The sequence below is a fragment of the Pseudomonas sp. B14(2022) genome (assembly GCF_012030485.1).
GTDB lineage: Bacteria > Pseudomonadota > Gammaproteobacteria > Pseudomonadales > Pseudomonadaceae > Aquipseudomonas.
Genome location: NZ_JAAUVM010000010.1, coordinates 72,320 through 94,329 on the forward strand (window position 1 = coordinate 72,320; position 22,010 = coordinate 94,329).

The 22,010-nt window shown below is 59.6% G+C and carries 24 protein-coding genes; 15 read left to right on the top strand and 9 right to left on the bottom strand.

Annotated elements, in window-relative coordinates:
• Positions 1-3 precede the first annotated feature (3 nt).
• Positions 4-459 (top strand): YiiD C-terminal domain-containing protein, encoded by a 456-nt coding sequence (locus HCF10_RS16500; RefSeq protein WP_167655968.1) that lies wholly within the window; start codon positions 4-6, stop codon positions 457-459.
• 65 nt (positions 460-524) lie between these two features.
• On the opposite strand, the gene cysQ is transcribed toward HCF10_RS16500, so the two are convergent.
• Positions 525-1,361 carry a 3'(2'),5'-bisphosphate nucleotidase CysQ gene (cysQ, locus tag HCF10_RS16505; RefSeq protein WP_167655969.1) on the bottom strand — a complete coding sequence of 279 codons (837 nt, stop codon included), beginning with the start codon at positions 1,359-1,361 and terminating at the stop codon, positions 525-527.
• On the bottom strand, positions 1,358-1,924 hold the full coding sequence (gene nudE / locus HCF10_RS16510; protein ID WP_131696960.1) for an ADP compounds hydrolase NudE: 567 nt from the start codon (positions 1,922-1,924) through the stop codon (positions 1,358-1,360). The genes cysQ and nudE overlap by 4 nt, the downstream gene beginning before the upstream one ends.
• An 87-nt stretch (positions 1,925-2,011) precedes the next feature.
• On the opposite strand from nudE, the gene yrfG reads away from it, so the two are divergent.
• Positions 2,012-2,674 carry a GMP/IMP nucleotidase gene (yrfG, locus tag HCF10_RS16515; RefSeq protein ID WP_167655970.1) on the top strand — a complete coding sequence of 221 codons (663 nt, stop codon included), beginning with the start codon at positions 2,012-2,014 and terminating at the stop codon, positions 2,672-2,674.
• 109 nt (positions 2,675-2,783) lie between these two features.
• On the opposite strand, the gene lysM is transcribed toward yrfG, so the two are convergent.
• Positions 2,784-3,224 carry a peptidoglycan-binding protein LysM gene (lysM, locus tag HCF10_RS16520; RefSeq protein ID WP_053140321.1) on the bottom strand — a complete coding sequence of 147 codons (441 nt, stop codon included), beginning with the start codon at positions 3,222-3,224 and terminating at the stop codon, positions 2,784-2,786.
• 132 nt (positions 3,225-3,356) lie between these two features.
• On the opposite strand from lysM, the gene HCF10_RS16525 reads away from it, so the two are divergent.
• From HCF10_RS16525 to HCF10_RS16540, 4 genes are all read left to right on the top strand, one after another.
• Complete coding sequence (locus HCF10_RS16525) at positions 3,357-4,244, top strand: LysR family transcriptional regulator (protein ID WP_048725293.1); 888 nt, start codon at positions 3,357-3,359, stop codon at positions 4,242-4,244.
• A 97-nt stretch (positions 4,245-4,341) separates the two neighbouring features.
• Positions 4,342-5,181 carry a formate dehydrogenase accessory sulfurtransferase FdhD gene (fdhD, locus tag HCF10_RS16530; protein ID WP_167655971.1) on the top strand — a complete coding sequence of 280 codons (840 nt, stop codon included), beginning with the start codon at positions 4,342-4,344 and terminating at the stop codon, positions 5,179-5,181.
• On the top strand, positions 5,178-7,526 hold the full coding sequence (locus tag HCF10_RS16535) for an FdhF/YdeP family oxidoreductase (protein WP_131696963.1): 2,349 nt from the start codon (positions 5,178-5,180) through the stop codon (positions 7,524-7,526). The genes fdhD and HCF10_RS16535 overlap by 4 nt, the downstream gene beginning before the upstream one ends.
• A gap of 205 nt (positions 7,527-7,731) precedes the next feature.
• A complete protein-coding gene (locus HCF10_RS16540; RefSeq protein ID WP_167655972.1) occupies positions 7,732-8,205 on the top strand; it encodes a glycine zipper domain-containing protein in 474 nt (157 codons plus the stop codon).
• Positions 8,206-8,349: 144 nt separating this feature from the next.
• On the opposite strand, the gene HCF10_RS16545 is transcribed toward HCF10_RS16540, so the two are convergent.
• The 3 genes from HCF10_RS16545 to HCF10_RS16555 all read right to left on the bottom strand — a co-directional run bounded on the left by HCF10_RS16545 (position 8,350) and on the right by HCF10_RS16555 (position 12,144).
• Complete coding sequence (locus tag HCF10_RS16545) at positions 8,350-8,781, bottom strand: acyl-CoA thioesterase (protein ID WP_167655973.1); 432 nt, start codon at positions 8,779-8,781, stop codon at positions 8,350-8,352.
• A 23-nt stretch (positions 8,782-8,804) separates the two neighbouring features.
• The gene (locus tag HCF10_RS16550; protein WP_167655974.1) at positions 8,805-10,742 is read right to left on the bottom strand and encodes a RecQ family ATP-dependent DNA helicase; all 1,938 of its coding nucleotides are present in this window, start codon (positions 10,740-10,742) and stop codon (positions 8,805-8,807) included.
• A gap of 226 nt (positions 10,743-10,968) precedes the next feature.
• A complete protein-coding gene (locus HCF10_RS16555) occupies positions 10,969-12,144 on the bottom strand; it encodes a tetratricopeptide repeat protein (RefSeq protein WP_167655975.1) in 1,176 nt (391 codons plus the stop codon).
• 176 nt (positions 12,145-12,320) lie between these two features.
• Here HCF10_RS16555 and HCF10_RS16560 point away from each other — a divergent pair, with 176 nt between their 5' ends.
• From HCF10_RS16560 to HCF10_RS16580, 5 genes are all read left to right on the top strand, one after another.
• Positions 12,321-12,491 carry a YhfG family protein gene (locus tag HCF10_RS16560; RefSeq protein WP_131696967.1) on the top strand — a complete coding sequence of 57 codons (171 nt, stop codon included), beginning with the start codon at positions 12,321-12,323 and terminating at the stop codon, positions 12,489-12,491.
• A complete protein-coding gene (locus HCF10_RS16565) occupies positions 12,491-13,090 on the top strand; it encodes a putative adenosine monophosphate-protein transferase Fic (protein WP_131696968.1) in 600 nt (199 codons plus the stop codon). Before HCF10_RS16560 ends, HCF10_RS16565 begins: the two co-directional genes overlap by 1 nt.
• Positions 13,091-13,422: 332 nt before the next feature.
• Positions 13,423-13,893: a hypothetical protein gene (locus HCF10_RS16570; RefSeq protein WP_167655976.1), complete on the top strand. Its 471-nt coding sequence runs from the start codon at positions 13,423-13,425 to the stop codon at positions 13,891-13,893.
• 277 nt (positions 13,894-14,170) lie between these two features.
• The gene (locus tag HCF10_RS16575; RefSeq protein WP_131696971.1) at positions 14,171-14,527 is read left to right on the top strand and encodes a DUF1493 family protein; all 357 of its coding nucleotides are present in this window, start codon (positions 14,171-14,173) and stop codon (positions 14,525-14,527) included.
• Between the two features lie 185 nt (positions 14,528-14,712).
• Complete coding sequence (locus HCF10_RS16580) at positions 14,713-15,564, top strand: DMT family transporter (RefSeq protein ID WP_167656031.1); 852 nt, start codon at positions 14,713-14,715, stop codon at positions 15,562-15,564.
• A 57-nt stretch (positions 15,565-15,621) separates the two neighbouring features.
• Here HCF10_RS16580 and HCF10_RS16585 read toward each other — a convergent pair whose 3' ends face one another.
• Positions 15,622-17,163 carry a phosphoenolpyruvate carboxykinase gene (locus tag HCF10_RS16585; protein WP_131696972.1) on the bottom strand — a complete coding sequence of 514 codons (1,542 nt, stop codon included), beginning with the start codon at positions 17,161-17,163 and terminating at the stop codon, positions 15,622-15,624.
• A gap of 179 nt (positions 17,164-17,342) precedes the next feature.
• Positions 17,343-18,245, bottom strand: a complete 903-nt coding sequence (hslO, locus tag HCF10_RS16590; RefSeq protein WP_167655977.1) for an Hsp33 family molecular chaperone HslO — start codon at positions 18,243-18,245, stop codon at positions 17,343-17,345.
• 126 nt (positions 18,246-18,371) lie between these two features.
• Between hslO and HCF10_RS16595 the strand changes: the two genes are divergently transcribed.
• Positions 18,372-19,175, top strand: a complete 804-nt coding sequence (locus tag HCF10_RS16595; RefSeq protein ID WP_131696974.1) for a phosphatase PAP2 family protein — start codon at positions 18,372-18,374, stop codon at positions 19,173-19,175.
• Between the two features lie 63 nt (positions 19,176-19,238).
• On the opposite strand, the gene HCF10_RS16600 is transcribed toward HCF10_RS16595, so the two are convergent.
• Positions 19,239-19,646, bottom strand: a complete 408-nt coding sequence (locus HCF10_RS16600; protein ID WP_131696975.1) for an RNA-binding S4 domain-containing protein — start codon at positions 19,644-19,646, stop codon at positions 19,239-19,241.
• 116 nt (positions 19,647-19,762) lie between these two features.
• Here HCF10_RS16600 and rimA point away from each other — a divergent pair, with 116 nt between their 5' ends.
• The 3 genes from rimA to rimK are packed head-to-tail and all read left to right on the top strand — an operon-like array spanning position 19,763 to position 21,941.
• Positions 19,763-20,542: a S6 modification regulatory phosphodiesterase RimA gene (gene rimA / locus HCF10_RS16605; protein ID WP_145335807.1), complete on the top strand. Its 780-nt coding sequence runs from the start codon at positions 19,763-19,765 to the stop codon at positions 20,540-20,542.
• 14 nt (positions 20,543-20,556) lie between these two features.
• A complete protein-coding gene (rimB, locus tag HCF10_RS16610) occupies positions 20,557-21,039 on the top strand; it encodes a retropepsin-like aspartic endopeptidase RimB (protein ID WP_017526050.1) in 483 nt (160 codons plus the stop codon).
• Complete coding sequence (rimK, locus tag HCF10_RS16615) at positions 21,036-21,941, top strand: 30S ribosomal protein S6--L-glutamate ligase (RefSeq protein ID WP_003171022.1); 906 nt, start codon at positions 21,036-21,038, stop codon at positions 21,939-21,941. The genes rimB and rimK overlap by 4 nt, the downstream gene beginning before the upstream one ends.
• The last annotated feature ends 69 nt before the right edge of the window (positions 21,942-22,010 follow it).

Genomic DNA, 22,010 nt, shown 5'->3' on the forward strand with positions numbered 1-22,010 from the left:
CCCATGAGCCGCGACAGCCGTTACCTGGAATCCATCCTCCACCACGACATCCCCCTGACCCGCGAAATGGGCCTCAAGGTGCTCGACTGGCAAGACGGGCAACTGCGGCTGCACCTGCCCCTGCAAGCCAATATCAACCACAAGAGCACCATGTTCGGCGGCAGCCTCTATTGCGGTGCGGTGCTGGCGGGTTGGGGCTGGATGCACCTGCAACTGCGCGTGGAAGGGATTGAAGACGGGCATATCGTGATTCAGGAAGGGCAGATCAGCTATCCACTGCCGGTGACGCAAGATGCGACCGCCCTTTGCGCGGCGCCGGAGGAGAAGGTGTGGAAGCGCTTTTTAGCGACCTACAAGCGCTATGGCCGGGCGCGGCTGACGTTGGACACGTGGATCGTGAATGAGGGCAGTGACGAAAAAGCGGTAGCCTTCACTGGCCAATACGTCCTGCACCGCTAGAAGCCAATACACAAAAAAATGTGGGAGGGGGCAAGCCCCCTCCCACATTTAGATCGGCTGAGGTATTAAGAGCGGGCCAAGGTCAGCAAGCGCTCACGCCACGCCGCCTTCGCCGGCAACGCCAGGAAAAACGGATTCAACAACGATGCCCGCGCCGGATAGCTGAACGGCTCGCCACTCAACTCCAGCACCTCGCCGCCCGCCCCTTCCAATACGCCCTGCGCCGCCGCCGTATCCCACTGCGAAGTCGGCGCCAGGCGCGGGTAGCAATCGGCACTGCCCTCAGCCAACAGGCAGAACTTCAACGAACTGCCGATATTCGCCAGCTTCAACTTACCCAATCCTTCGCTCAACCCGTCCAGCAAACGCTCTTGCTCGGGGCTGGTATGCCGGCGGCTGGCAACCACGGTAAACGCCTCACCCATTGCCGGTGCCTCGCGCACCTGGATCTGCCTGGGCGCTTCGTTCACATCGGAGCGCCACGCCCCCAGGCCGGCCCCCCCGAAGTAGCAACGGCCACTGGTGGGCATGGATACCACACCGAACACCACGCGGCCCTGTTCGACCAGGGCAATATTGACGGTGAACTCTTCGCTGCCGGCGATAAATTCCTTGGTGCCATCCAGCGGGTCCACCAGCCACCAACGCTGCCAGCCGGCACGTACGCTCTGGTCGATGTCGGCGTCTTCTTCAGACAGCACCGGGATACTCGGGTCCAGTGCGGTAAGGCCTGCGAGAATCAGATGGTGGGCGGCCAGGTCGGCCGCCGTGACCGGCGAATCATCGGCCTTGGAGGTCACCGCCACATCGGCGCGCCAATACGGCAGGATCACTTCACCCGCCTGGCGAGCCAGCTCGATCACAGGGGCGATATACGGGTGGCCTAAAAACAGTTCGCTCATGGGGTAAACGCTCCACGCTGAATCAACAAATCTCGTACCAGGTACAGCGCGGCCAGGGCGCGGCCTTCGCTGAATTGCTCGTTTTGCGCAAGCTGCGACAGCTCGCGCAGGTTGACCCGCTCCACGCGCATCGGCTCGGGCTCATCGCCTTCCAGGCGTTCTTCATAGAGTTCGGTGGCGAGCACCACCTGGATTTTCTGGCTCATGTAGCCAGGGGACAACGACAGTTCGGTAATGTGCTCCAGCTGCCGTGCGCCGTAGCCGGCTTCTTCCTTGAGCTCACGGTCAGCCGCCGCCAGCACGTCTTCACCCGGCTCGATCAGGCCCTTGGGCAAGGACAGCTCATATTCATCAGTGCCGCCGCAGTACTCCTCAACCAGCAACGCATGATCCTCGTCGATCATCGCCACAATCATCACCGCGCCGTAACCGGCACCGCGGCCTACCAGGCGCTCGTAGGTCCGTTCAACGCCATTGGAAAAGCGCAATTGCACTTCCTCCACGCGAAACAAACGGCTACTGGCGACTATTTCGCGGGCGAGGACGGTGGGTTTCTGGCGCATAAGCGGCTCCTTGGCGTGATCGGGTTACTATACCGTGGCTTTTCCGATTGTCTGTGTCGGATATCTTTACTTACATGAGACCGCACCATGCCCTCTTTGCCCTGGCACGCCATCGACACTGTCCTGCTGGACATGGACGGCACCCTGCTCGACCTGCATTACGACAACCACTTCTGGATGGAGCACCTGCCCCAGCGTTACGCCGAGTTGCACGGGGTGAGCCGGGCCATGGCCGAGATGGAGTTGCAGCCTCTGTTCGAGCGTAACGCCGGACAGTTGCAATGGTATTGCCTGGACTTCTGGAGTGCGGAACTGAACATCCCGGTGCGCGAACTCAAACTGGAAACCGCCCACCTGATCGCCCTGCGCCCGGATGCCGACACCTTCCTGACGGCGATCAAACAGGCCGGCAAGCGCGTGATCCTGATCACCAACGCCCATCGTGATTCGCTGTCGTTGAAGTTGGAACGCATTGAACTGGCGCCGTATTTCGAGCGATTGATCAGCTCCCACGACTATGGTTTCGCCAAGGAAAACCCACAGTTCTGGGATGCCCTGCAAGCCGACATCCAGTTCGACCCGGCGCGCAGCCTGTTTATCGACGATACCTTGCCGATCCTGCGCAGTGCCCGGGCGTTTGGTGTGGGGCACTTGTTGGCGGTGAAAGAGCCGGACAGCAAAAAAGGGCCGAAGGACACGGGCGAGTTTGCAGCAGTTGGTGACTACCGCGATCTCATTGTCGGGCTCTGATCAAATGTGGGAGGGAGCTTGCTCCCGATAGCGGTGCATCAGTCACCTTGATGTCGACTGACATTCCGCTATCGGGAGCAAGCCCCCTCCCACATTTTTACTTTGTGTATTACTCAGGAATACGCAACGTCTGCCCTGGGTAAATCTTGTCTGGATGGGACAACAGCGGCTTGTTGGCCTCGAAGATCTTGTTGTACAGGTTGGCGTTGCCATACACCGTCAGGGAAATTGCGCTGAGGGTGTCGCCCTTTTTCACCACGACGAAGCGGGCGGCGGCAACCGCCGGGCCGGATACGGTGATCTGGTCATCCACACTGGCCACACCGGCAATATTGCCCAGCGCCAGCAGAATCTTCTCTTTCTCTTCCTGGGTCGCGACTTCGCCGGTTACGGTCACTTTGTCGCCATCCACCGTGGTCTGCACATTCGGATTACCCAGACCCACCTTCGCCACGTGTTCCTTCAACTGCTCACTGGCGTTTGCATTACCCGGCGTCAACAGATCGATCAACTTCTCGCCGGCTTCCTTTACAAAGCTCAAAAGACTCATGGTGTGCTCTCCTTGATGTTTGATTTCCAGATGCCAAAGACTAGACCAACCCTAAACGCTTGGGTTCCAGCCCGACCAAAGACCCAAACGCGCTAGAATCCCCCCGCCATTGGAATAAGCCCTGGAGCGAAGATGGACATCAAGCAGCTGAAATTCCTCATCGCCCTCGACGAGACCCGTCACTTCGGCCAGGCCGCGGCGCGTTGCCACATCACCCAGCCCACCCTGTCGATGCGTCTGCGCAGCCTTGAAGAAGAGCTGGACTTGCCGCTGGTCAATCGCGGCCAGCGTTTCGAAGGTTTTACCGCCCCTGGCGAACGGGTACTGGCCTGGGCACGCACGGTGCTGGCGGCCTATGACGGTTTGCAGGCCGAAGCAGCCGCCTGTCGTGGCAACCTGGTGGGTACGTTGCGCCTGGGGGTGGTGCCGTTGTCGAGCTTTGATCCACTGGCGTTGATGCAACAACTGCACAAGGAGCATCCGAGCCTGCGCTTTGAGCTCTCGGCCCTCAGTTCCGAGCAGATCCTCGAACAGTTGGCGAGCAATCGCCTGGACCTGGGCGTGTCCTACCTCGACCGCCTGGACAACGAGCGCTTCGACTCCCTGGCCCTCGGCGAAACCCGCATGGGCCTGCTTTACGACCAGCGCTATTTCAGTTTTGGCGACAAGCCGCTGAGCTGGGAGGCATTGATCGAATTGCCCCTGGGCATGCTCACCAGTGGCATGCACTTCCGTCAGTCCATCGACCACAACTTCCACAGCCGGGGCCTGCACCCGCAGCCGCTGTTACAAACCGACGCCGTGCATCAGTTGTTACAAGCTGTGCATGGCGGACTCTGCTGCGCAGTCATGCCGCTGGACGGCGGCCTGGACGCCCTCACCGAACATTTGCGCCTGCAACCTATCGAAGACGCCCACACCCTGGCGCGCCTGGGCCTGATCATGCGGCGCAGCGCGCCTCGCTCGGCGCTGGCGGAGGCGTGTTTCGCGCTGTTTCAGAAATCGCAAACAGAGTCTTGATCGACGTCATCTATCGGTAGATCAGTACTGGCAATTAGACGCGACGCTTTGTCGCGCCTAGTCTAAACACTGATCAATCCGCCGGTGGTACTGCCCCATGAACGCCAAGCGCCCAGCCTGCGCGGCGCCTGCTCCGGAAACGTCCGCGCCCGTCGCCAGCCAGAGCTACCAGTTTTGCAACCTTGAGCACACCGAAGTCGCCAGCACAGCCTTGGCGGAAGAAGTGGCGTTGGCGATTGCCTACAACGACATCAGCCAAGCGGTCATGCTGGTCACGCCGACGGACCTGGAAGACTTTATTGTCGGGTTCAGCATCGGCAGCGGCATTATCGCCGACGTCAGCGATATTTATGATCTGAAACTCAGCGGTTCGGGCTCGACCCAATACGCCCAGGTGCAGATTTCCAGCCGTGCGTTCTGGAACCTCAAGCAGCAGCGCCGCCAGCTGGCAGGCACCAGCGGCTGCGGCCTGTGTGGAGTGGAAGCAGTGGAACAGGCCCTGCCGGACCTTCAAGTGCTGCCCGGCGCGCCCTTGCCGCCTGCCGAGTGGCTCGACGGCCTGCGCCAGCGCATCAGTGCGTTCCAGCCCCTGGGCCAGTACAGCGGTGCGGTGCATGCGGCCGTGTTCATGAATAACCAGGGCGAATTGCTCATGGGCCGTGAAGACATCGGCCGGCACAACGCTCTCGACAAGTTGATCGGCGCACTTATCCGCCAACAGATCCCGACCGACGGCGGGCTGGCGATTGTCACCAGCCGTTGCAGCCTCGAATTGATCCAGAAAGTCCTGCGCGCGGGCATCCAGACCCTGGTCAGCCTGTCGTCGCCCACCGGCCTGGCCCTGCAATGGGCCCGCCGACATAACCTCAATCTCATCCACCTGCCGCAGAAAAGTGCGCCGCGGGTCTACAGCCCTGCGATGGAGAACCAGCCGTGAGCAATCATCATCAAGCCGACCAAACCCCAACCCCGCGCTACAAGCCCTACAAGGGCCCGGCTGGCGGCTGGGGGGCGCTGATCAGCGTGGCACAGGCGTGGTTGACCAGCGACAACGCGCTGAAAAACCTGCGCATGATGCTCAAGACCAACCAGAACGGCGGCTTCGACTGCCCGGGCTGCGCCTGGGGCGACTCGCCGGAAAGCGGCATGGTCAAGTTCTGCGAAAACGGCGCCAAGGCGGTCAACTGGGAAGCCACCAAGCGCCGCGTCGATGCGGCATTCTTCGCCAAGCACAGCGTCACCGCCCTGCTGGAGCAAAGCGATTATTGGCTTGAGTACCAAGGCCGCCTGACCGAGCCAATGCGCTACGACGCTGAAACCGACCGCTATACCCCCATCAGCTGGGAAGCGGCCTTCGACTTGGTCGGCAAACACCTCAACGCCCTGCCCAGCCCGGACATGGCTGAGTTCTACACCTCGGGCCGTGCCAGTAACGAAGCGGCGTACCTGTACCAACTGTTCGTGCGCGCCTACGGCACCAACAACTTCCCGGATTGCTCGAACATGTGCCACGAGGCCAGCGGCGTGGCCCTGGCGCAGAGCGTGGGCGTCGGCAAAGGCACCGTGACCTTTGATGACTTCGAACATGCCGATGCGATTTTCGTCTGGGGCCAGAACCCCGGCACCAACCATCCTCGTATGCTTGAACCGCTGCGCGAAGCGGTGAAACGTGGCGCCCAGGTGGTGTGCATCAACCCCCTCAAGGAGCGCGGCCTGGAACGCTTCCAGCATCCGCAGCACCCGCTGGAAATGCTCACCAACGGCGACAAGCCGACCAACACCGCGTACTTCCGCCCAGCCCTGGGTGGCGACATGGCGATCCTGCGTGGCATGGCCAAGTTCCTGCTGCTGTGGGAGCGCCAGGCTCAGGCCGAAGGCAAGGAGGCCGTGTTCGACCACGATTTCCTCAATGAACACACCGCCAACGTGCTCGATTACCTGGGCCAGATCGACGATACCTCCTGGGATGAAATCGTCGCGCAGTCCGGCCTGCCCCTGGTCGAGATCGAGCAAGCGGCGCGCATGTACGCCAAGGGCAAGAACGTGATCATGTGCTGGGCGATGGGTATCACCCAGCACCGCCACTCGGTGCCGACTATCCAGGAAATCGCCAACCTGATGCTGCTGCGCGGCAACATCGGCCGCCCCGGCGCTGGCCTATGCCCGGTGCGTGGCCACAGTAACGTGCAGGGCGACCGCACCATGGGTATCAACGAGCGCCCACCGGTGGCGTTCCTCGACGCTCTGGAGCGGCGCTTCCAGTTCCAGGTACCGCGCACCAACGGGCACAACGTGGTGGAAGCGATCCACGCCATGCTTGAAGGCCGCTCCAAGGTGTTTATCGGCCTGGGCGGCAACTTCGCCCAAGCCACGCCGGACAGCCCGCGCACCTTCGAAGCGCTGCGCAATTGCGACCTGACCGTGCAGATCAGCACCAAGCTCAACCGCAGCCACTTGATGCACGGCAAAGACGCGCTGATCCTGCCGTGCCTGGGCCGCACCGACATCGACATCCAGGCCGAAGGCCCGCAAGCCGTGACGGTGGAAGACTCGTTCAGCATGGTCCACGACTCCAACGGCCAACTGCAGCCGCTGTCGAAGTTGATGAAATCGGAACCGGCCATCCTCGCCGGCATCGCCGCCGCGACCTTGGGCAGCACACCGGTGGACTGGAACTGGTTGGTGGCCGATTACAGCCGCATTCGCGACCTGATCGCCGATACCATCCCAGGCTTCAAGGACTTCAACGAACGCCTCAAACACCCTGGTGGTTTCTACCTGGGCAACTCCGCTGGTGCACGGCGTTGGAACACCCCTTCGGGCCGTGCCAACTTCCGCCCGAACATCCTGCCCAAGGACCTGATCCACGAGCGTACCCACGCCACGGGCCGCGTACCGGACCTGATCATGCAGTCGATGCGCTCCCACGATCAGTACAACACCACCATTTATGGCCTGGACGACCGTTATCGCGGGGTCAAAGGCCAGCGTGACGTGCTGTTCGTCAACGAAGCCGACATCATCCGCCTGGGCTTCAAGCCGGGGCAGAAAGCCGACATCGTGTCGTTGTGGGAAGACGGTCGTGAACGTCGAGTGAAGGGCTTCACCTTGTTGGCGTTTGATATTCCGGCGGGGCAGGCTGCGGCTTACTACCCAGAAGTGAACCCGCTGGTGCCACTGGAAAGCACTGGGGATGGCAGCCATACACCGACGTCGAAGTTCGTGGCGATACGTTTGGAAGCTGCGAGTGACAATGGGCTGATCATGGCGCGTTCGGCCTGACTGATCATTTCGGGCACAAAAAAGGCCGCTTTTGCATAAAAGCGGCCGTTCCGAAGTAGCTAAAGACTCGCAAAAATCACTTAAGTTCCCGAGTTAAAACAGTAACTTAGAGAATTGTGTACAACTCGTGTTACTGGTCGGATTTCTATTGTAACCATGTCAATACGGCCTCAGGATCGCGCCGTCATCCTCTTGAGGTCTCTCTATGAAGTTCTCCTCGATTCTCTTGTTGTCCCTTGGCCTGGTCAGTGGCGCAGCCATGGCCGGTGGCACCACCGAAGCCGGTGTGGGCGGCGCATTGGGCGGGGTTCTTGGCTCGGTTGTCGGCCAGCAGTTGGGCGGCAACACCGGTTCGACCATCGGCGCGGCCCTGGGTGGCGCAGGCGGTAGCGCAGTCGGCGCCGATAAGCGCAGCCGCGGCGAAGCAGCCATTGGCGGCGCACTGGGCGCAGCCGGCGGCAACGTGGTGGGCCGCAGTGTCGGCGGCGGCACCGGTGCACTGATCGGTTCAGCGGCCGGCGGTGGCGCGGGCGGTGCGCTGGGCAACTACATGGGCAACAAGAGCGATGATGATGATCGTCGTAGTCGTGATAACCGCCGTTATGACCGCGATGACCATCGCGGCCGTGGCCATGCCTACGGGCATCGCAAGAACAAGCATCACTACCGTCACCGCTAAGCGCTAAAAAACAGCGCAAAACCAATGTGGGAGGGGGCTTGCTCCCGATAGCAGAGTATCAGCCACCCGTGTACTGGCTGACCCACCGCTATCGGGAGCAAGCCCCCTCCCACATTGAGTTCCGTGGTGCCTGCAACGCCGAAGTCAGACCATCAACCGCTGCAACGCCTCGCGCAACATCCCCGGAATCGTCACCGGCTGGTTCGTCCCCCGATCCACGAACACATGCACAAAACGCCCCGCCGCACAGGCCTCCTCTTCGCCTGCCTTGAATACCGCCAATTCGTACTGCACTGAGCTGTTGCCCAACTTGCCCACCCGCAGGCCGATTTCCAGGCGGTCGGGAAAGGCAATCGACGCGAAGTAATCGCACGCCGAACTCACCACAAACCCCACCACCTCACCGTCATGAATATCCAACCCACCCTGTTCGATCAGGTAAGTATTCACCGCCGTGTCGAAGAAGCTGTAGTAGGTGACATTGTTCACATGGCCGTACACATCGTTGTCGTGCCAGCGCGTGATGATCGACTGGAAGTGACGGTAATCGGCGCGTTGCGGCATTGAGTCAGGCATGGGCACGTCTCATGAAAGTAGGGTTACAGGTCATTCAAATGGACTTGGGCCCACTCACGCACATCGGCGTAGGGATAGTCCTCCAGCGCAGCAAAACCAGGAATGCCGCGCGCCTTCAACTTGGTAAACAACGGCACGCTGATACCGCCCAGGAAACGTGTCAGCCGCTCAGGGCCTGGCAGTTGGCCGGTGTGCTCATGATGCCTGTGGATAAAATCACCGCACAGCCCCATGAAGTTTTTATCCACAAGCGGCGGCAGGCTCGGCGGCGCCGGCAGATGCGCGACGTGGCCGTGGCATACGGAGCAGTGCCCGCAGCGCAGCGGTGCGTTTTCATCACCAAAGTAATGCGCCAGCCGCTGCCCCAGGCAATGTTCGGTGGCGAACAGATCGAGCATGGCGTGAATCCGCGCCACTTCCGTCACCTCGTGCTGCTTGAAGCCTGTGTATAACTCGGCGCTCAACACCTGTGGATCAAAGTCGGTATCCAGCAGGCTGTAGACTTCGGTCATCTGCTTGCTTTCCAACTCGATCAGGCCTTGTTCCTGGAAGTAATCCAGGGCCTTCACCACCCGGCTGCGCTCGGCATTGTGTTGCTGGTAAAGCGCGTCGAAATCCACGGTCGCCCAGGTTTTTGCGCGTTTGCACACCTGGATGATCGCCGCGACAAACTGCTGGCGCTCGCCGGAAAAACGCGCCAGCAGGGCCTCGGGCTCGACCAGGTACTTAAAGCGGTACTCGGCATAAAACGCGTAGCGCGGCGCGATAACGCCCTTGAGTTCCAGTTGCACCAGCAACGTCTTCAGCGGCAATTCGCGGATATTGCTGTGGTCCGACAGCGACCTCAGCAGGAACTCCCATTGCCCCTCACTGCGCGCTGCCTGCAACTCTTCCAGCACCCGCCGAATACCGTCCTGCTCCGGCGTATCGCCATACACGAAGTTTTCCAGCACATTGAGGCTGTCGCGGTTGGCCAGCACCAGGCAGTCCGAGGGCTGCCCATCCCGCCCCGCGCGGCCGATTTCCTGGCTGTAGTTCTCGATGGATTTGGGCAGGTCAAAATGCACGACATTGCGGATATCGCTCTTGTCGATACCCATGCCAAACGCGATGGTAGCGACGATGCAATTGGAGCGCCCACCCATGAAGCGCTGCTGGATGCCCTCACGCCTGTCGTGGGGCAAGCCGGCGTGATACGCCTCGGCCTGGATGCCGTTGCGGTTCAGGTGCTCGGCAATCTGCTCGGCGGTTTTCTGCAAGGTGACGTAGACGATGCTGGGCTGGTTGGCCCGCGCGCTCATCCACTGCACCAGGCGACGACGTTTGTCCGCACCGGCGACCGGCTCCACCAACAGGTTGAGGTTGGGCCGGTAGAAGCCCGTGGTGACCACGTCGTCGGGCGCAATGGCGAACTTGGCCTGCATGTCGGCAATCACCTTGGGCGTGGCCGTCGCCGTCAGCAGCAGCGCTTGTGGGATCTTGAACTGGCGCTGGTAGTCCGGCAGCTTCAAATAATCCGGGCGGAAGTTGTGGCCCCACTCGGAAATACAGTGCGCCTCATCCACCACCAGCAGCGAGATCTGCACACTTTGCAGGAAGTGGCGAAAACGCTCGTTTTTCAAGCGCTCCACCGAGATCATCAGGATTTTCAGCTCGCCGGAACGTGCGCGGGCCATCACGTCATTGGCGTCTTCGCGGCTTTGCGCCGAATCGATACTGCCCGCCGAAATACCGTGCCGTTGCAGGAAGCCCAACTGGTCCTGCATCAACGCCAGCAGCGGCGACACCACCAGTGTCAGGTGCGGCAGCAACACCGCCGACAGTTGGTAACACAGGGACTTGCCCGACCCCGTAGGAAAAATGGCCGCAGCCGAACGACCCGCCAGTACGGCGCTGACCGTTTCTTCCTGGCCCAAACGAAACTGTGGATAACCAAAGACCTGCTGGAGGGTGTCGTGCATAAGCTGTCACTCCATTGACCGCTGAAGGTGGCCTAAAAACGTAGCCCACTGAGCTCAGCGAATCGAGAAAGGTCGCATGGAAAAAAGAGACAGGATGATACACAGGGTGCAGCAATGGCCTTGGGCCAAATTCGACAAGTTCGACTGTGGCTGTAGGAACACCACAAACCAAATGTGGGAGGGGGATTGCCCCCCTCCCACATTTCAGAACTGCGCTACAGCTGAATCAGCGATTCTGTACCCGCTCAATCGCCGTGTCATACACCGGGTTGGCCTTCTGCTCCTTGGCCAACTGGTAGTGACGCAACGCATCCGGGAACTGCCCCGCCGCTTCGTAGATCCGCGCAATGTTGTAGTAGGCACCTGCACGCACGGTGGCAGCATTGGCGCCGGTGGCAAGGGCGATAGCCTTGCGGTTGGCCCAGATCGACTCGGCAGTGTTACCGGCTTTCTGATAAGCCAGGCCGAGGTTGCCGTAGGCCTTGCCGAAGCCATTGTCCAGTTCGATGGCCTGGCGGAACAGGTCAATGGCCTGGTCCAGCTGGCCGGCCTGGTAGGCCGCTTCACCCTGCAGGTTCAGACGCTTCGCATCGGTTTGTACGGAAGAGCTGACGGTGACTGCGGTGACCGCGACGCTGTCATCCAGCAGCGGCTTGACTTCGTTCAGCACGTTGGCGGCATTCACTGTCACGCCACTGAAGGTGTTGATGTCCTGGAAGTCGCCGCTGCCGGTCATGCGGAACACCGTCCACAGGTTGCCGCTGCGGTTCTTAGGCACGTAGTAGGTACGCACCAGCGATTGGCCCATGTACACGAACACCTTGGCTTCGCTGTCGGACAACTGGCGCGAGCCTGGGTTGCCGCCATTGCTGTAGTCGTGCACGGCATAGACGTAGCTTTCGCCGTAGTGTTTTTTCTGCAGGGTGATGGTTTCCGGGCCGTAGCTGTCGGTGTCATCCACATCCAACTCGGCGTCGGTCCCCTTCTGGTTCTCGAAATAGATGTTATTGCCGGGGAAAATCATGTGGGAGTCGAGGTCACTCGGCGTCTTGCCCCACGTCAGCACCACACGCAGGCCATCGAGGTTTTCCATCACCGGGCTGATGGCGTAGGTCATGCCCGCGCATGGGCACTTCACCACCAGGTTGGAGTAGCCGGGCTTCTTGATGATCAGCAGGTTGCTCGCATCATCGGCGGCCTCACTGGTCAGCGTCACTTGGCCCTGCGCGTTGGTGCGGCCCACCACATTCTGTGCGCCGTTACGTTGCAGCAGCACTTCGGCATCGGCGATTTTCTGGTCCTTGACCACCGCACTGAGCACTTCGATCGGCAACTGTCCGGCCTGGACCGAAAAAGCCACCGCACACAATGACACCGCCGAAGCAACACGAAGCAAACCCATGCTTAACTCCCTTTAAGTAGCGGGCGGAAATCGCCCTACAAGATTTTGCGGTGAAACATACGCTGAATTCCGGGTGTCGGCGGATTTTTTGTACAGAATGTGACGTGGTTTTTATCCCGCCTTCCCGTTGAAGCATTGCGCTACAATCAAACCTTGCTACCCAGGAGTGCGCTGCGATGAGCGAACTGACGTTTGAGCAAAAACAGGATCATTACCACAAGATCCGCCGTTCCAATTACCTGGCCAGCCTGCGCCTGGAAGGGTTCGACACCCAGCCGGCCGACGTCGACAAACCCCTGCCGACCCGCGAATCCGTGCTTGCCAAGTACCGCAATACCCCACGCTGATGCTCGACAAATACGGGGTGGGCCAGGATCCGTACTGCTATCCCGATAGCAGCGTCCTGCGCAACCGCCTCGATTTGCTCGACGAAGCCCGCCTGCACCAGGCCGAGCGGGAATTATCCGAAATCGCCGTAGGCAGCCTCCCGCTCTTCCCCCCGCCCTACGACCTCGACCGCCTGCAACACATCCACCGCACGCTGTTCGGTGACATCTACGACTGGGCCGGTGAGTTGCGCAGCGTGAACATCCAGAAAGGCGACACCCTGTTCTGCACCCCGGAGCGCATCCCTCCGGAAGCCGCGAAGATTATCCGGCAGATGGAAGAGGCAAACTGGTTTGTTGGTGCCAGCCAAACCGAGTTGATAAGCAAGATTGCCGAAGCCTATGGCGACCTCAACGTCATCCACCCCTTCCGCGAGGGCAATGGCCGGGCGCAGCGGATTTTGTTTGAACAGATCATCGTGAACGCGGGGTTTTCAGTGAACTGGTGGCTGGTGAAACACGCGGCATGGATACCGGCGAATATTGACGCGGTGGCGTGTGATTATCGGGGGTTGGAGGCGATTTTTGAGCGGTGTATCAGCAGGCCTGCAGGGCAGTGATCATTGCTCACGCCCTGCGTGGGAATGCTCTGAAATCTAAGCAACACCCTTTGTAGGAGCGAGCTTGCTCGCGAAAATCATCAACGACGACGCGGTAAACCAGAAGAAACGCGGCGTCCTTAAGTTTTTCGCGAACAAGTTCGCTCCTACAATTGACCAGCTTTGCTTGTTAAGTCACTGCCAAGCCACAAATGCCGGAAACGGCCGTAGGAAACCTCCAAACACAGCGACATCCCCTTCCCAAACTGCTCCAAACACCCGCTTGACCCTCTACAGAAGTTACCCGTAGCTGAATGAAAATAGCGCGGTCTCAACTTTCTCGGCAGAAACCTGTGAACATCGAAAGGGCTCAACACATCGGCCACTATGGCGTCATCTTCACAGTGAATCGCTTCACTGTTGTGCCTGACAATCGGCATGCTTTGGCCAATCTATGCCTGCTTGAAACAAAAACGGCAGCGCGACAAGTGCGCGATCAGATACGTAGGCTGTACGAAAAAATGCTGGCCAGAGACTTGCCATGCGAAATGGCGGTCGCGATTTCCCATCCTTTGAGACGGAATCAGGCCGATCGGTTAAACGACCAAAACGTGCTCATCAAACACATAATCTCCGGAGCGGTTAAAGCACCGGGGATTGCCATTTCAACCGTAACCGCGGGCTTCGTTGGAGATACGATTTCCGGCAAGCTTCGTAGATATCACGCTGGAGACATCATCATCGGTCTGGATGCCAGTGTGAGAGGAGGCATAGGGCCTCAGCGGTCAACACTCTCAATGCATGTCTACCCGGACGAGTCTTAGTGACATGGTCCCTTACCTTCAATCCGTTTCCTTTCTCATTATCTATTTGGTGCTGCACTACCAAATCACAGACCCAATGCTCAGAAAGCACTTCGCAGTCACATTTCTTACAACAGGCCTTATTTTGACGTTCCTACTACCCTATGTAGCGGTGATCCTCAGAATGCCCCTCCTACCTGTCTTTGTATTCTTGATAGGCTTGGCGCTCTTCATCACTCGAAACAAATACCGCTTCCAACGCAACCAGCCCCTTCATCCACTCCTGCGTGCCCCCACCATGAACCTCGCCCCCAACTTCCCCGAAGACCCCGTGATGCAGCAACTTCTGCAACTGCTGCACGAAGAAATCGGCCTGCCGAAACACAAGACCATCCGCCTGCAAACCTCACTCAATTTCGACCTGGGCTGTGACGGCAGTGAAGCCAAGCAACTAATGGAAGCGCTGGAGCAGGAATTCGCCCTCGACCTGGGCGACTACGACACTTATCGTTACTTCAACCCACCGGTCTTTGACGTGTTCCTTAAACGTCGGGCCAAGGGGCATGCCGACAAGGTCCCGCTGACCATCGGCATGCTCTACCTGGCCATCAAGACTCACAGCTGGGACACACAAACGCTGGAGAACCTCAGCTGAGCGAACACCGGCCCGAGGCACACCGCAGATCCCATGTGGGAGGGGGCTTGCTCCCGATAGCGGTGTATCAGCCAGCCGATCGATGACTGACACCCGGCTATAGCGAGCAAGCCCCTCCCACATTGGATCTGCGCTAACCTGGCAAGCCGCGCTCAAAACAACAAGGACCTTACATGGACGTAACAATGGGCCTGCTGGCCGCCCTGCTCTGGGGTGGTACGGATTTCCTCGTGGGTCTCAACGCCCGAGCCGTGGGCGTCAAGCGCGCGGTGTATTTCGGCCAGGCCCTCGGCTTCGTGATCATGACCCTGCTGCTGGCCATCTTCCCGGCCCTGCTGTTCAAGTCCCTTAACGCCTCGCTGAGCGTCTGGCTGCTGGGCATTGCCGCCGCACTGTTCACCGTCTCCGGCGCCCTTGCCCTGTCCAAGGCCTTCGCCCTGGGCAAAGCCGCCATCGTGGCGCCACTGGTGACGTCCTACGGCGTCGTCACCACCCTGCTGTCCTGGGCCAGCGGCGAACACATGAGCCTGATCCAACTCGCCTGCATCGCCCTGTGCGTCATCGGCGTGATCCTTTCCAGCCTCCACAAGGACAATGGCATCCCGCACAACAGTTCAAACCGCTCCATCGTCTACGCCATGCTTGCCGCCTTGCTATACGGCACCAGTTTCTGGCTGCAAGGTCGCTACACGCTACCTGCGCTGGGGCCGATCACCATGCTCTGGCTCGGCTATCTGGTAGGGCTGTGCGTGCTGGTGTTGATGGTGCTGAAGATCAAGGACGGCCTGAAGATTCCGCCGCTGAAAAACTGCGCCACTCTGACAGGGGCAAGCCTGATGAACCTGGGTGGATTTTCGGCGTTTTCGTGGGGAGCGATGGCGGGGTCGGTGTCGGTGGTGACGGTGATCAGTACGTTATCAGGGGGGATTGCGGCGATTCTGGGGTTTGTGTTTTTCAAGGAACGGTTGTCGGCGGTGCAAGTGCTGGGAGTTGTGCTGGTGCTGGTCGGGGCGGTGGTCCTGCATATCGTCGACTAACCTTTCACGCACAAAAAAGCCGCCCACAAGGGGCGGCTTTTTAACAGCGACCGAATCTTACAACTTCGGACCCGCAGCCTTGATCGCATCACTCACTTCAAACTTCTTGAAGTTCTCGATGAACAGGCCAGCCAGCGCCTTCGCCGCTTCATCGTAAGCCGCCTTGTCAGCCCAGGTGTTACGTGGGTTCAACAGGCCGGTCTCAACGCCCGGTACGGCCAATGGCACGTCGAGGTTGATGGTGTCGAGGTGTTCGGTTTCAGCACCGATCAACGCGCCGCTCTGGATCGCTGCGATCACGCCGCGAGTGGTCGGGATGTTGAAGCGCTTGCCAACGCCGTAGCCGCCGCCGGTCCAGCCGGTGTTGACCAGGTAGACCTTGGAACCGAAGCCGCGGATGCGCTTGATCAGCAGCTCTGCGTATTCACCAGCCGGGCGTGGGAAGAACGGTGCGCCGAAGCAGGTGGAGAAGGTCGACTTGATGCCGCTGCCCGAACCCATTTCGGTCGAGCCCACCAGTGCGGTGTAGCCGGACAGGAAGTGGTAGGCCGCTTGTTCTTCGCTGAGGATGGACACGGGCGGCAGTACGCCGGTCAAGTCGCAGGTCAGGAAGATCACCGCGTTTGGCTCGCCACCCAGGTTCTTCTCGGAACGCTTGGCAACGTGCTCCAGCGGGTAGGCGGCGCGGCTGTTCTGGGTCAGGCTGACGTCGGCATAGTCGGCGTGCTTGGCGTCGTCGATCACGACGTTTTCCAGCACGGCGCCGTGCTTGATGGCTTTCCAGATAACCGGTTCGTTCTTCTCGGACAGGTCGATGCACTTGGCATAGCAACCGCCTTCGATGTTGAACACCACGCCTTCGCCCCAGCCGTGTTCGTCGTCACCGATCAGGTAACGGCTTTCGTCGGCGGACAGGGTGGTCTTGCCGGTGCCCGACAGACCGAAGAACAGGGTCACGTCGCCTGCTTCGCCAATGTTGGCGGCGCAGTGCATCGGCAGTACGTCGGAAGCCGGCAGCAGGTAGTTCTGCACCGAAAACATGGCTTTCTTCATTTCACCGGCGTAGCGCATGCCGGCGATCAGCACTTTTTTCTGCGCGAAGTTGAGGATCACGCAACCGTCGGAGTTGGTGCCGTCACGCTCCGGCACGCACTCGAAGTTGGCTACGTTGAGCACTTGCCACTCGTCACGACCGGCCGGGTTGTACTGGGCAGGGTTGATGAACAGGCAACGACCGAACAGGTTCTGCCAGGCAGTCTGGGTGGTCATTTTCACGGCCAGGTAGTGGTCTTCGGAAGCCCCTACGTGAACGTGGGAAACGAAATGCTCTTGCGCGTTATTGAACGCCTCGACGCGTGCCCACAGGGCATCGAACTTGTCGGCCGGGAACTTGCGGTTGATCGGGCCCCAGGCGATGGAATCCTGGGTGGAAGGCTCTTCAACGATGAAACGGTCGACTGGCGAACGGCCGGTACGGTGACCGGTTTCGACGACCAGCGCGCCGGTATCGGCAAGCACGCCTTCACCGCGCTGCAGGGCTTCTTTGACCAGATCGTCAACACTCAGATCGGTGTATACGGCGTTATTGGCTTGCGTCATGAGGTTCCCCGTCGGCCTGTGGCCGAGTGCTCCAAACGTTTTGTAGTAGAAAGTTGCGCACTACTACCGCGAAAAAAGTGGGCCGGATTATGCCAGAAAAGCCCAAAAAGAGTAGGGCCCTCCCGTCAGAACGCCTCTAATCCGGCATTTGACAGGTGATTTACCTGTGCTTAAACGTTTTAGTGGCGGGTGTCGGAAGGCGTGTCGATACCTGCGCCAGCGAACAATTGCGCTACATCGGCAGCGTCGAACAGGTAGCGCTCGTTGCAGAACTGGCAGTCGATCTCGATATTTCCACCGTGTTCCACCACCAGGTTCTGCGCATCTTCCAGGCCCAGGCTGACCAGGGCGTTCCCTGAACGCTCACGGGAGCAGCTGCAGTGGAAGTGCAGAGTCTGCGCGTCAAACAGGCGCACGGGGTCTTCGTGGTAAAGGCGGTGCAGGATGGTTTCGTTGTCCAGGCCCAGCAGTTCTTCGGCTTTCAGGGTATCGGCCAAGGCAATGCAGTGCCGCCAGCTTTCAGCGCGATCTTCGTCGTCCTTGATACGGTCGGCCGGCAGTTGTTGCAGCAACATGCCACGGGCGCGCTTGCCGTCGGCGTTGAGCCAGAACTTGGTACCCACTTGCTGGGACATCACGAAATAGTTGGTGAAGCATTCCGACAGCGTTTTGCCGTCGAGGTCGACGATGCCCTGGTAACGCTGGCCTACGGTCGGGTCGACGGTGAGCGCCAGGACGCCGTTAGGCATCAGCTCGGCCAGGGTGGCGTCCGGGGCAATCTGGTCGGGTTCATAACGGGCCAGCCCACGGATTTCGCGCTCGCTTGAGCACTCGATCATCAACAGCGGAATCGGCCCTTCGGATCGGGCCTGCAGGATCAGCAAACCGTCGAACTTCATGGTGCCTACCAGCAACGCAGCAGCTGCCATCAGCTCACCGAGCAGTTGTGCGACCGGCTCCGGATAGGGGTGCTTGGCGAGGACTTCGGCGTAGCTGCGCTCCAACGAAACCATTTCGCCGCGGGCGTCGCTCTCGTCGAAGATGAAGCGTTGGGTGAAGTCGGTATCCGGTAGATCAGTCATAGGTCTGGGTATCTGAATTGATGACAAATTGGTTACAAGGTTTATAAAATTAAACGCTTTAGCACCATCTTGGTGCGGCTTTCTCCTGGAAACAGAGAGCTTATATAGAGCGAAGAGGGACAGTTTATGAACAATCCGGGTTTGTTCCAAGCCAAGTGGAACCTCCGGCGATGGGCTCTGTGCAATCTACTCGCTATCGGGCTGCTGTGTTTTTGGCTGTGGCCCACGGGACAGATGCTGTGTGTGATTTTCGACGAGTGGCTGTTTCACCTTCTCAACGACCCGCTGGCGAGCAACGCAACATGGCTGCACGTATGGGCCGTGGCCAGTTTGCGGCCGTTTGATGCAGTGGTCGGGGTGATCCTGCTGATGCTGCTGATTCGTGGCGACTGGGTGTTCGAGGCCGTGCAGGTCCGCCAGGCACTGTTAGGTTTTGTCGGCATTTTGTTGCTCCTGCTGTTTATCCGCATGCTGTTTTCCAAACTCGCGGCGCAGATGGGTTGGCAACACAGTAGCCCGTCGATGGTCATCGCCGGGGCTATCCAGATGAGTGACTATTTCCCGGGGTTGGAGAGGACCTGGGAACTGAAGGACCGCTCAAGCCAAAGCTTCCCAGGGGATCACGCCTCGGTGCTGTTGATCTGGGGGATGTTCATGACGGTGTTCGCCAAGCGCCTCGGCCAGGTGCTGGTGATCTGGGGCCTGGCGCTGTTGTTCATGATGCCGCGGCTGGTGGCGGGCGCACATTGGGGGCAGGACGATTACATCGGCGGTGTGTTGCTGGCGCTGTTGGCGTTGGGCTGGGGGTATTACACGCCGTTTGCGGCGAAGGTGTCGGGCGCTTTGTTACAAGTGACGATGCCGATCTTCGGGCTACTCGGCAAGCTGCCGGTGATCGGTGGATTGAGCGTCGTGCGCACATCCCCTTAACGCTGCAGGCCAAATGTTGGAGGGGGCTTGCCCCCTCCAACACTTGAATGGGCCGCTGCGCAATCAGTCATCATTGCCACTACCGCGAAACTTGAACAGGTCGCGGCGCTGTTTCTTGCTCGGCTTGCCATCGGTGGTCATCCCCGTGGCGCCCGCCTTGCGCATGGCTGCCGCATTTTCGCGCCTGGCAATGCTCGCTTCGGTTTCGGTGTACAGCGCCTGTGCTTCGGGGGCGCCACGGCGCACGATGGAAAGTGCCTGCACCACGACAGTCTTTTCGTCAAAACCTATCCGAATCTGCAACTCATCACCGACACGTGGCTCTTTGCCCGGTTTACAGCGCTCGCCTCGATGATGCACTTTGCCACTCTCAATCGCGGCCTTGGCCAAGGCACGGGTTTTAAAGAAACGCGCCGCCCACAGCCACTTGTCCAGACGGACCTTTTCTTCCTCTTCCTGCTTTTGAGCCACTTGAATTCCTCGCTCTGACAAATGTCGCAACTGTAACGTTGAAACCCTTCGACGCATAAACCTCAAGGCTCACCTAAGATACGCCAGGTAGCACCCTGTTTTCGCGAGGATACGCCGTGACCGACTTTCCCACTTCACTCACCTCGCCTGACCAGCGTTGCGCAGGCTGCCAGCAAAGCGAACCCCTGGGTTTCGATTTTGCTTTCGCCTACCAGCCTATCGTAGACCTTCGGGACCATTCGATTTATGCCCACGAAGCCTTGGTGCGCGGTACACAGGGCGAAGGGGCGATATCGGTGCTGGAGAAGGTCAATAACAGCAACCGCTACCGCTTCGACCAGCGCTGCCGCACCCAGGCGATCGCCGGTGCTGCAGCCTTGGGGATGCAAACCCGCCTATCCATCAACTTCATGCCCAATGCCGTGTACCGTCCGGAGTTGTGCATCCGAAGCACCCTTGAGGCGGCTCGCGCGCACAATTTTCCGCTGGACCAACTGATTTTCGAGACGCTGGAAAGCGAGCATGTAGATAACTATCGCCATTTGACGAATATTCTGCGTGAATACCGCGAGTTCGGCTTCAAGACCGCCATCGACGACTTCGGCGCGGGCTATTCGGGGCTGAATCTGCTGGCCGATTTCCAACCTGACCTGATCAAACTCGACATGGCACTGATCCGCGATGTCGACCAGGATCGTGTCCGTCAGGTGATCGTCCAGGGAATTGTCACAATCTGTGAGCAGTTGAACGTTACTGTCATCGCCGAAGGCATCGAAAGTGCCGGCGAGCGCGACTTTCTGTCTGACTGTGGAATATTTCTGATGCAAGGCTACTGGTTCGCCAAGCCTGCATTCAAAGCCCTGGCCGAGGTTTCACCGAAAGCCTGGGCGAATTGATCGGTTACCCATAATTGAAGACATTTGACCATTTGACCGTTGTAGGTCTGCGTGAGTGGGTGGCACTTCCCGACTTGGGAGTGGCGGGCCTGCGCGCCAAGATCGACACAGGTGCCAGCACCTCCAGCCTGCATGCCACCGATATCGAGCCTTTTGAGCGCGACGGTGAGAAATGGGTGCGCTTTACCGCGCACCTGGGCAGCGTTGTGCAACTGCGTCACCGCCGCTGCGAGGCGCCCCTGGTGACGATGAAAACCATCAAGAGCTCCAATGGCCATGCGCAGGTGCGCTACGTGATCAGCACCACCCTGGCGCTGGGTGATCGGGTATGGCGAGTGGAGTTCACCCTGGCCTGTCGCAAAGCCATGCGTTACCGCCTGTTACTGGGTTCCAAGGCGCTGATTGACGGCCATCTGGTGGTCAATCCCGGCGTCAAGTACGTTCAAGACAAGCCGGTGTTCCCGGTCTCTACTATTTCTGCCCCAGGTGCTGCATGAAGATTGCTGTGCTGTCGCGAAACCCGCGTCTGTATTCCACCCGCCGCCTGGTCGAGGCCGGCACCGAACGTGGCCATGAAATGGTAGTGATCGACACGTTGCGTGCCTATATGAACATTGCCAGCCACAAGCCGCAGATCCACTATCGCGGCAAGCCCCTCGAAGGGTTTGATGCGGTGATCCCGCGTATTGGCGCCTCGGTGACGTTCTATGGCTGCGCCGTGTTGCGCCAGTTCGAAATGATGGGGGTTTTCCCCCTCAATGAATCCGTGGCCATTGCACGTTCGCGGGATAAATTACGCTCATTGCAACTGCTCTCGCGGCGGGGCATCGGCCTGCCGGTCACTGGCTTTGCACACTCCCCCGACGACATTCCCGACCTGATCGAAATGGTCAACGGCGCGCCGCTGGTGATCAAGGTGCTGGAAGGCACCCAGGGCATCGGTGTAGTACTGTGTGAAACCGCGACCGCAGCGGAATCCGTGATCGAGGCGTTCATGGGCCTCAAGCAGAACATCATGGTCCAGGAGTACATCAAGGAAGCCGGCGGTGCGGATATTCGCTGCTTCGTGGTGGGCGACAAGGTGATCGCAGCCATGAAGCGCCAGGCCAAGCCCGGAGAGTTCCGCTCCAACCTGCACCGCGGCGGCAGCGCCAGCCTGATCAAGATCACACCTGAAGAACGCATGACCGCGTTGCGAGCGGCCAAGGTCATGGGGTTGGCCGTGGCGGGTGTGGATATCCTGCGCTCCAATCACGGCCCGCTGGTGATGGAGGTGAACTCGTCGCCGGGCCTGGAAGGGATCGAGACCACCACAGGGAAGGATGTGGCGGGGATCATCATTCAGCATCTGGAGAAGAATGGTGGACCGAATATGACCAGGACCAAAGGCAAGGGTTAGAGACGCGGCGTTAGCTTCAAGCTATAAGCTGCAAGAAAGGGCAAAAGCTGCCTGCCTTTCTCTTGCGGC

Excerpts from the sequence above, each read along its gene's own strand:
- HCF10_RS16500 (WP_167655968.1), top strand. The coding sequence starts at position 4 with ATGAGCCGCGACAGCCGTTACCTGGAATCCATCCTCCACCACGACATC.
- cysQ (WP_167655969.1), bottom strand. The coding sequence starts at position 1,361 with ATGAGCGAACTGTTTTTAGGCCACCCGTATATCGCCCCTGTGATCGAG.
- nudE (WP_131696960.1), bottom strand. The coding sequence starts at position 1,924 with ATGCGCCAGAAACCCACCGTCCTCGCCCGCGAAATAGTCGCCAGTAGC.
- yrfG (WP_167655970.1), top strand. The coding sequence starts at position 2,012 with ATGCCCTCTTTGCCCTGGCACGCCATCGACACTGTCCTGCTGGACATG.
- lysM (WP_053140321.1), bottom strand. The coding sequence starts at position 3,224 with ATGAGTCTTTTGAGCTTTGTAAAGGAAGCCGGCGAGAAGTTGATCGAT.
- HCF10_RS16525 (WP_048725293.1), top strand. The coding sequence starts at position 3,357 with ATGGACATCAAGCAGCTGAAATTCCTCATCGCCCTCGACGAGACCCGT.
- fdhD (WP_167655971.1), top strand. The coding sequence starts at position 4,342 with ATGAACGCCAAGCGCCCAGCCTGCGCGGCGCCTGCTCCGGAAACGTCC.
- HCF10_RS16540 (WP_167655972.1), top strand. The coding sequence starts at position 7,732 with ATGAAGTTCTCCTCGATTCTCTTGTTGTCCCTTGGCCTGGTCAGTGGC.
- HCF10_RS16545 (WP_167655973.1), bottom strand. The coding sequence starts at position 8,781 with ATGCCTGACTCAATGCCGCAACGCGCCGATTACCGTCACTTCCAGTCG.
- HCF10_RS16550 (WP_167655974.1), bottom strand. The coding sequence starts at position 10,742 with ATGCACGACACCCTCCAGCAGGTCTTTGGTTATCCACAGTTTCGTTTG.
- HCF10_RS16555 (WP_167655975.1), bottom strand. The coding sequence starts at position 12,144 with ATGGGTTTGCTTCGTGTTGCTTCGGCGGTGTCATTGTGTGCGGTGGCT.
- HCF10_RS16560 (WP_131696967.1), top strand. The coding sequence starts at position 12,321 with ATGAGCGAACTGACGTTTGAGCAAAAACAGGATCATTACCACAAGATC.
- HCF10_RS16565 (WP_131696968.1), top strand. The coding sequence starts at position 12,491 with ATGCTCGACAAATACGGGGTGGGCCAGGATCCGTACTGCTATCCCGAT.
- HCF10_RS16575 (WP_131696971.1), top strand. The coding sequence starts at position 14,171 with ATGAACCTCGCCCCCAACTTCCCCGAAGACCCCGTGATGCAGCAACTT.
- HCF10_RS16580 (WP_167656031.1), top strand. The coding sequence starts at position 14,713 with ATGGGCCTGCTGGCCGCCCTGCTCTGGGGTGGTACGGATTTCCTCGTG.
- HCF10_RS16585 (WP_131696972.1), bottom strand. The coding sequence starts at position 17,163 with ATGACGCAAGCCAATAACGCCGTATACACCGATCTGAGTGTTGACGAT.
- hslO (WP_167655977.1), bottom strand. The coding sequence starts at position 18,245 with ATGACTGATCTACCGGATACCGACTTCACCCAACGCTTCATCTTCGAC.
- HCF10_RS16595 (WP_131696974.1), top strand. The coding sequence starts at position 18,372 with ATGAACAATCCGGGTTTGTTCCAAGCCAAGTGGAACCTCCGGCGATGG.
- rimK (WP_003171022.1), top strand. The coding sequence starts at position 21,036 with ATGAAGATTGCTGTGCTGTCGCGAAACCCGCGTCTGTATTCCACCCGC.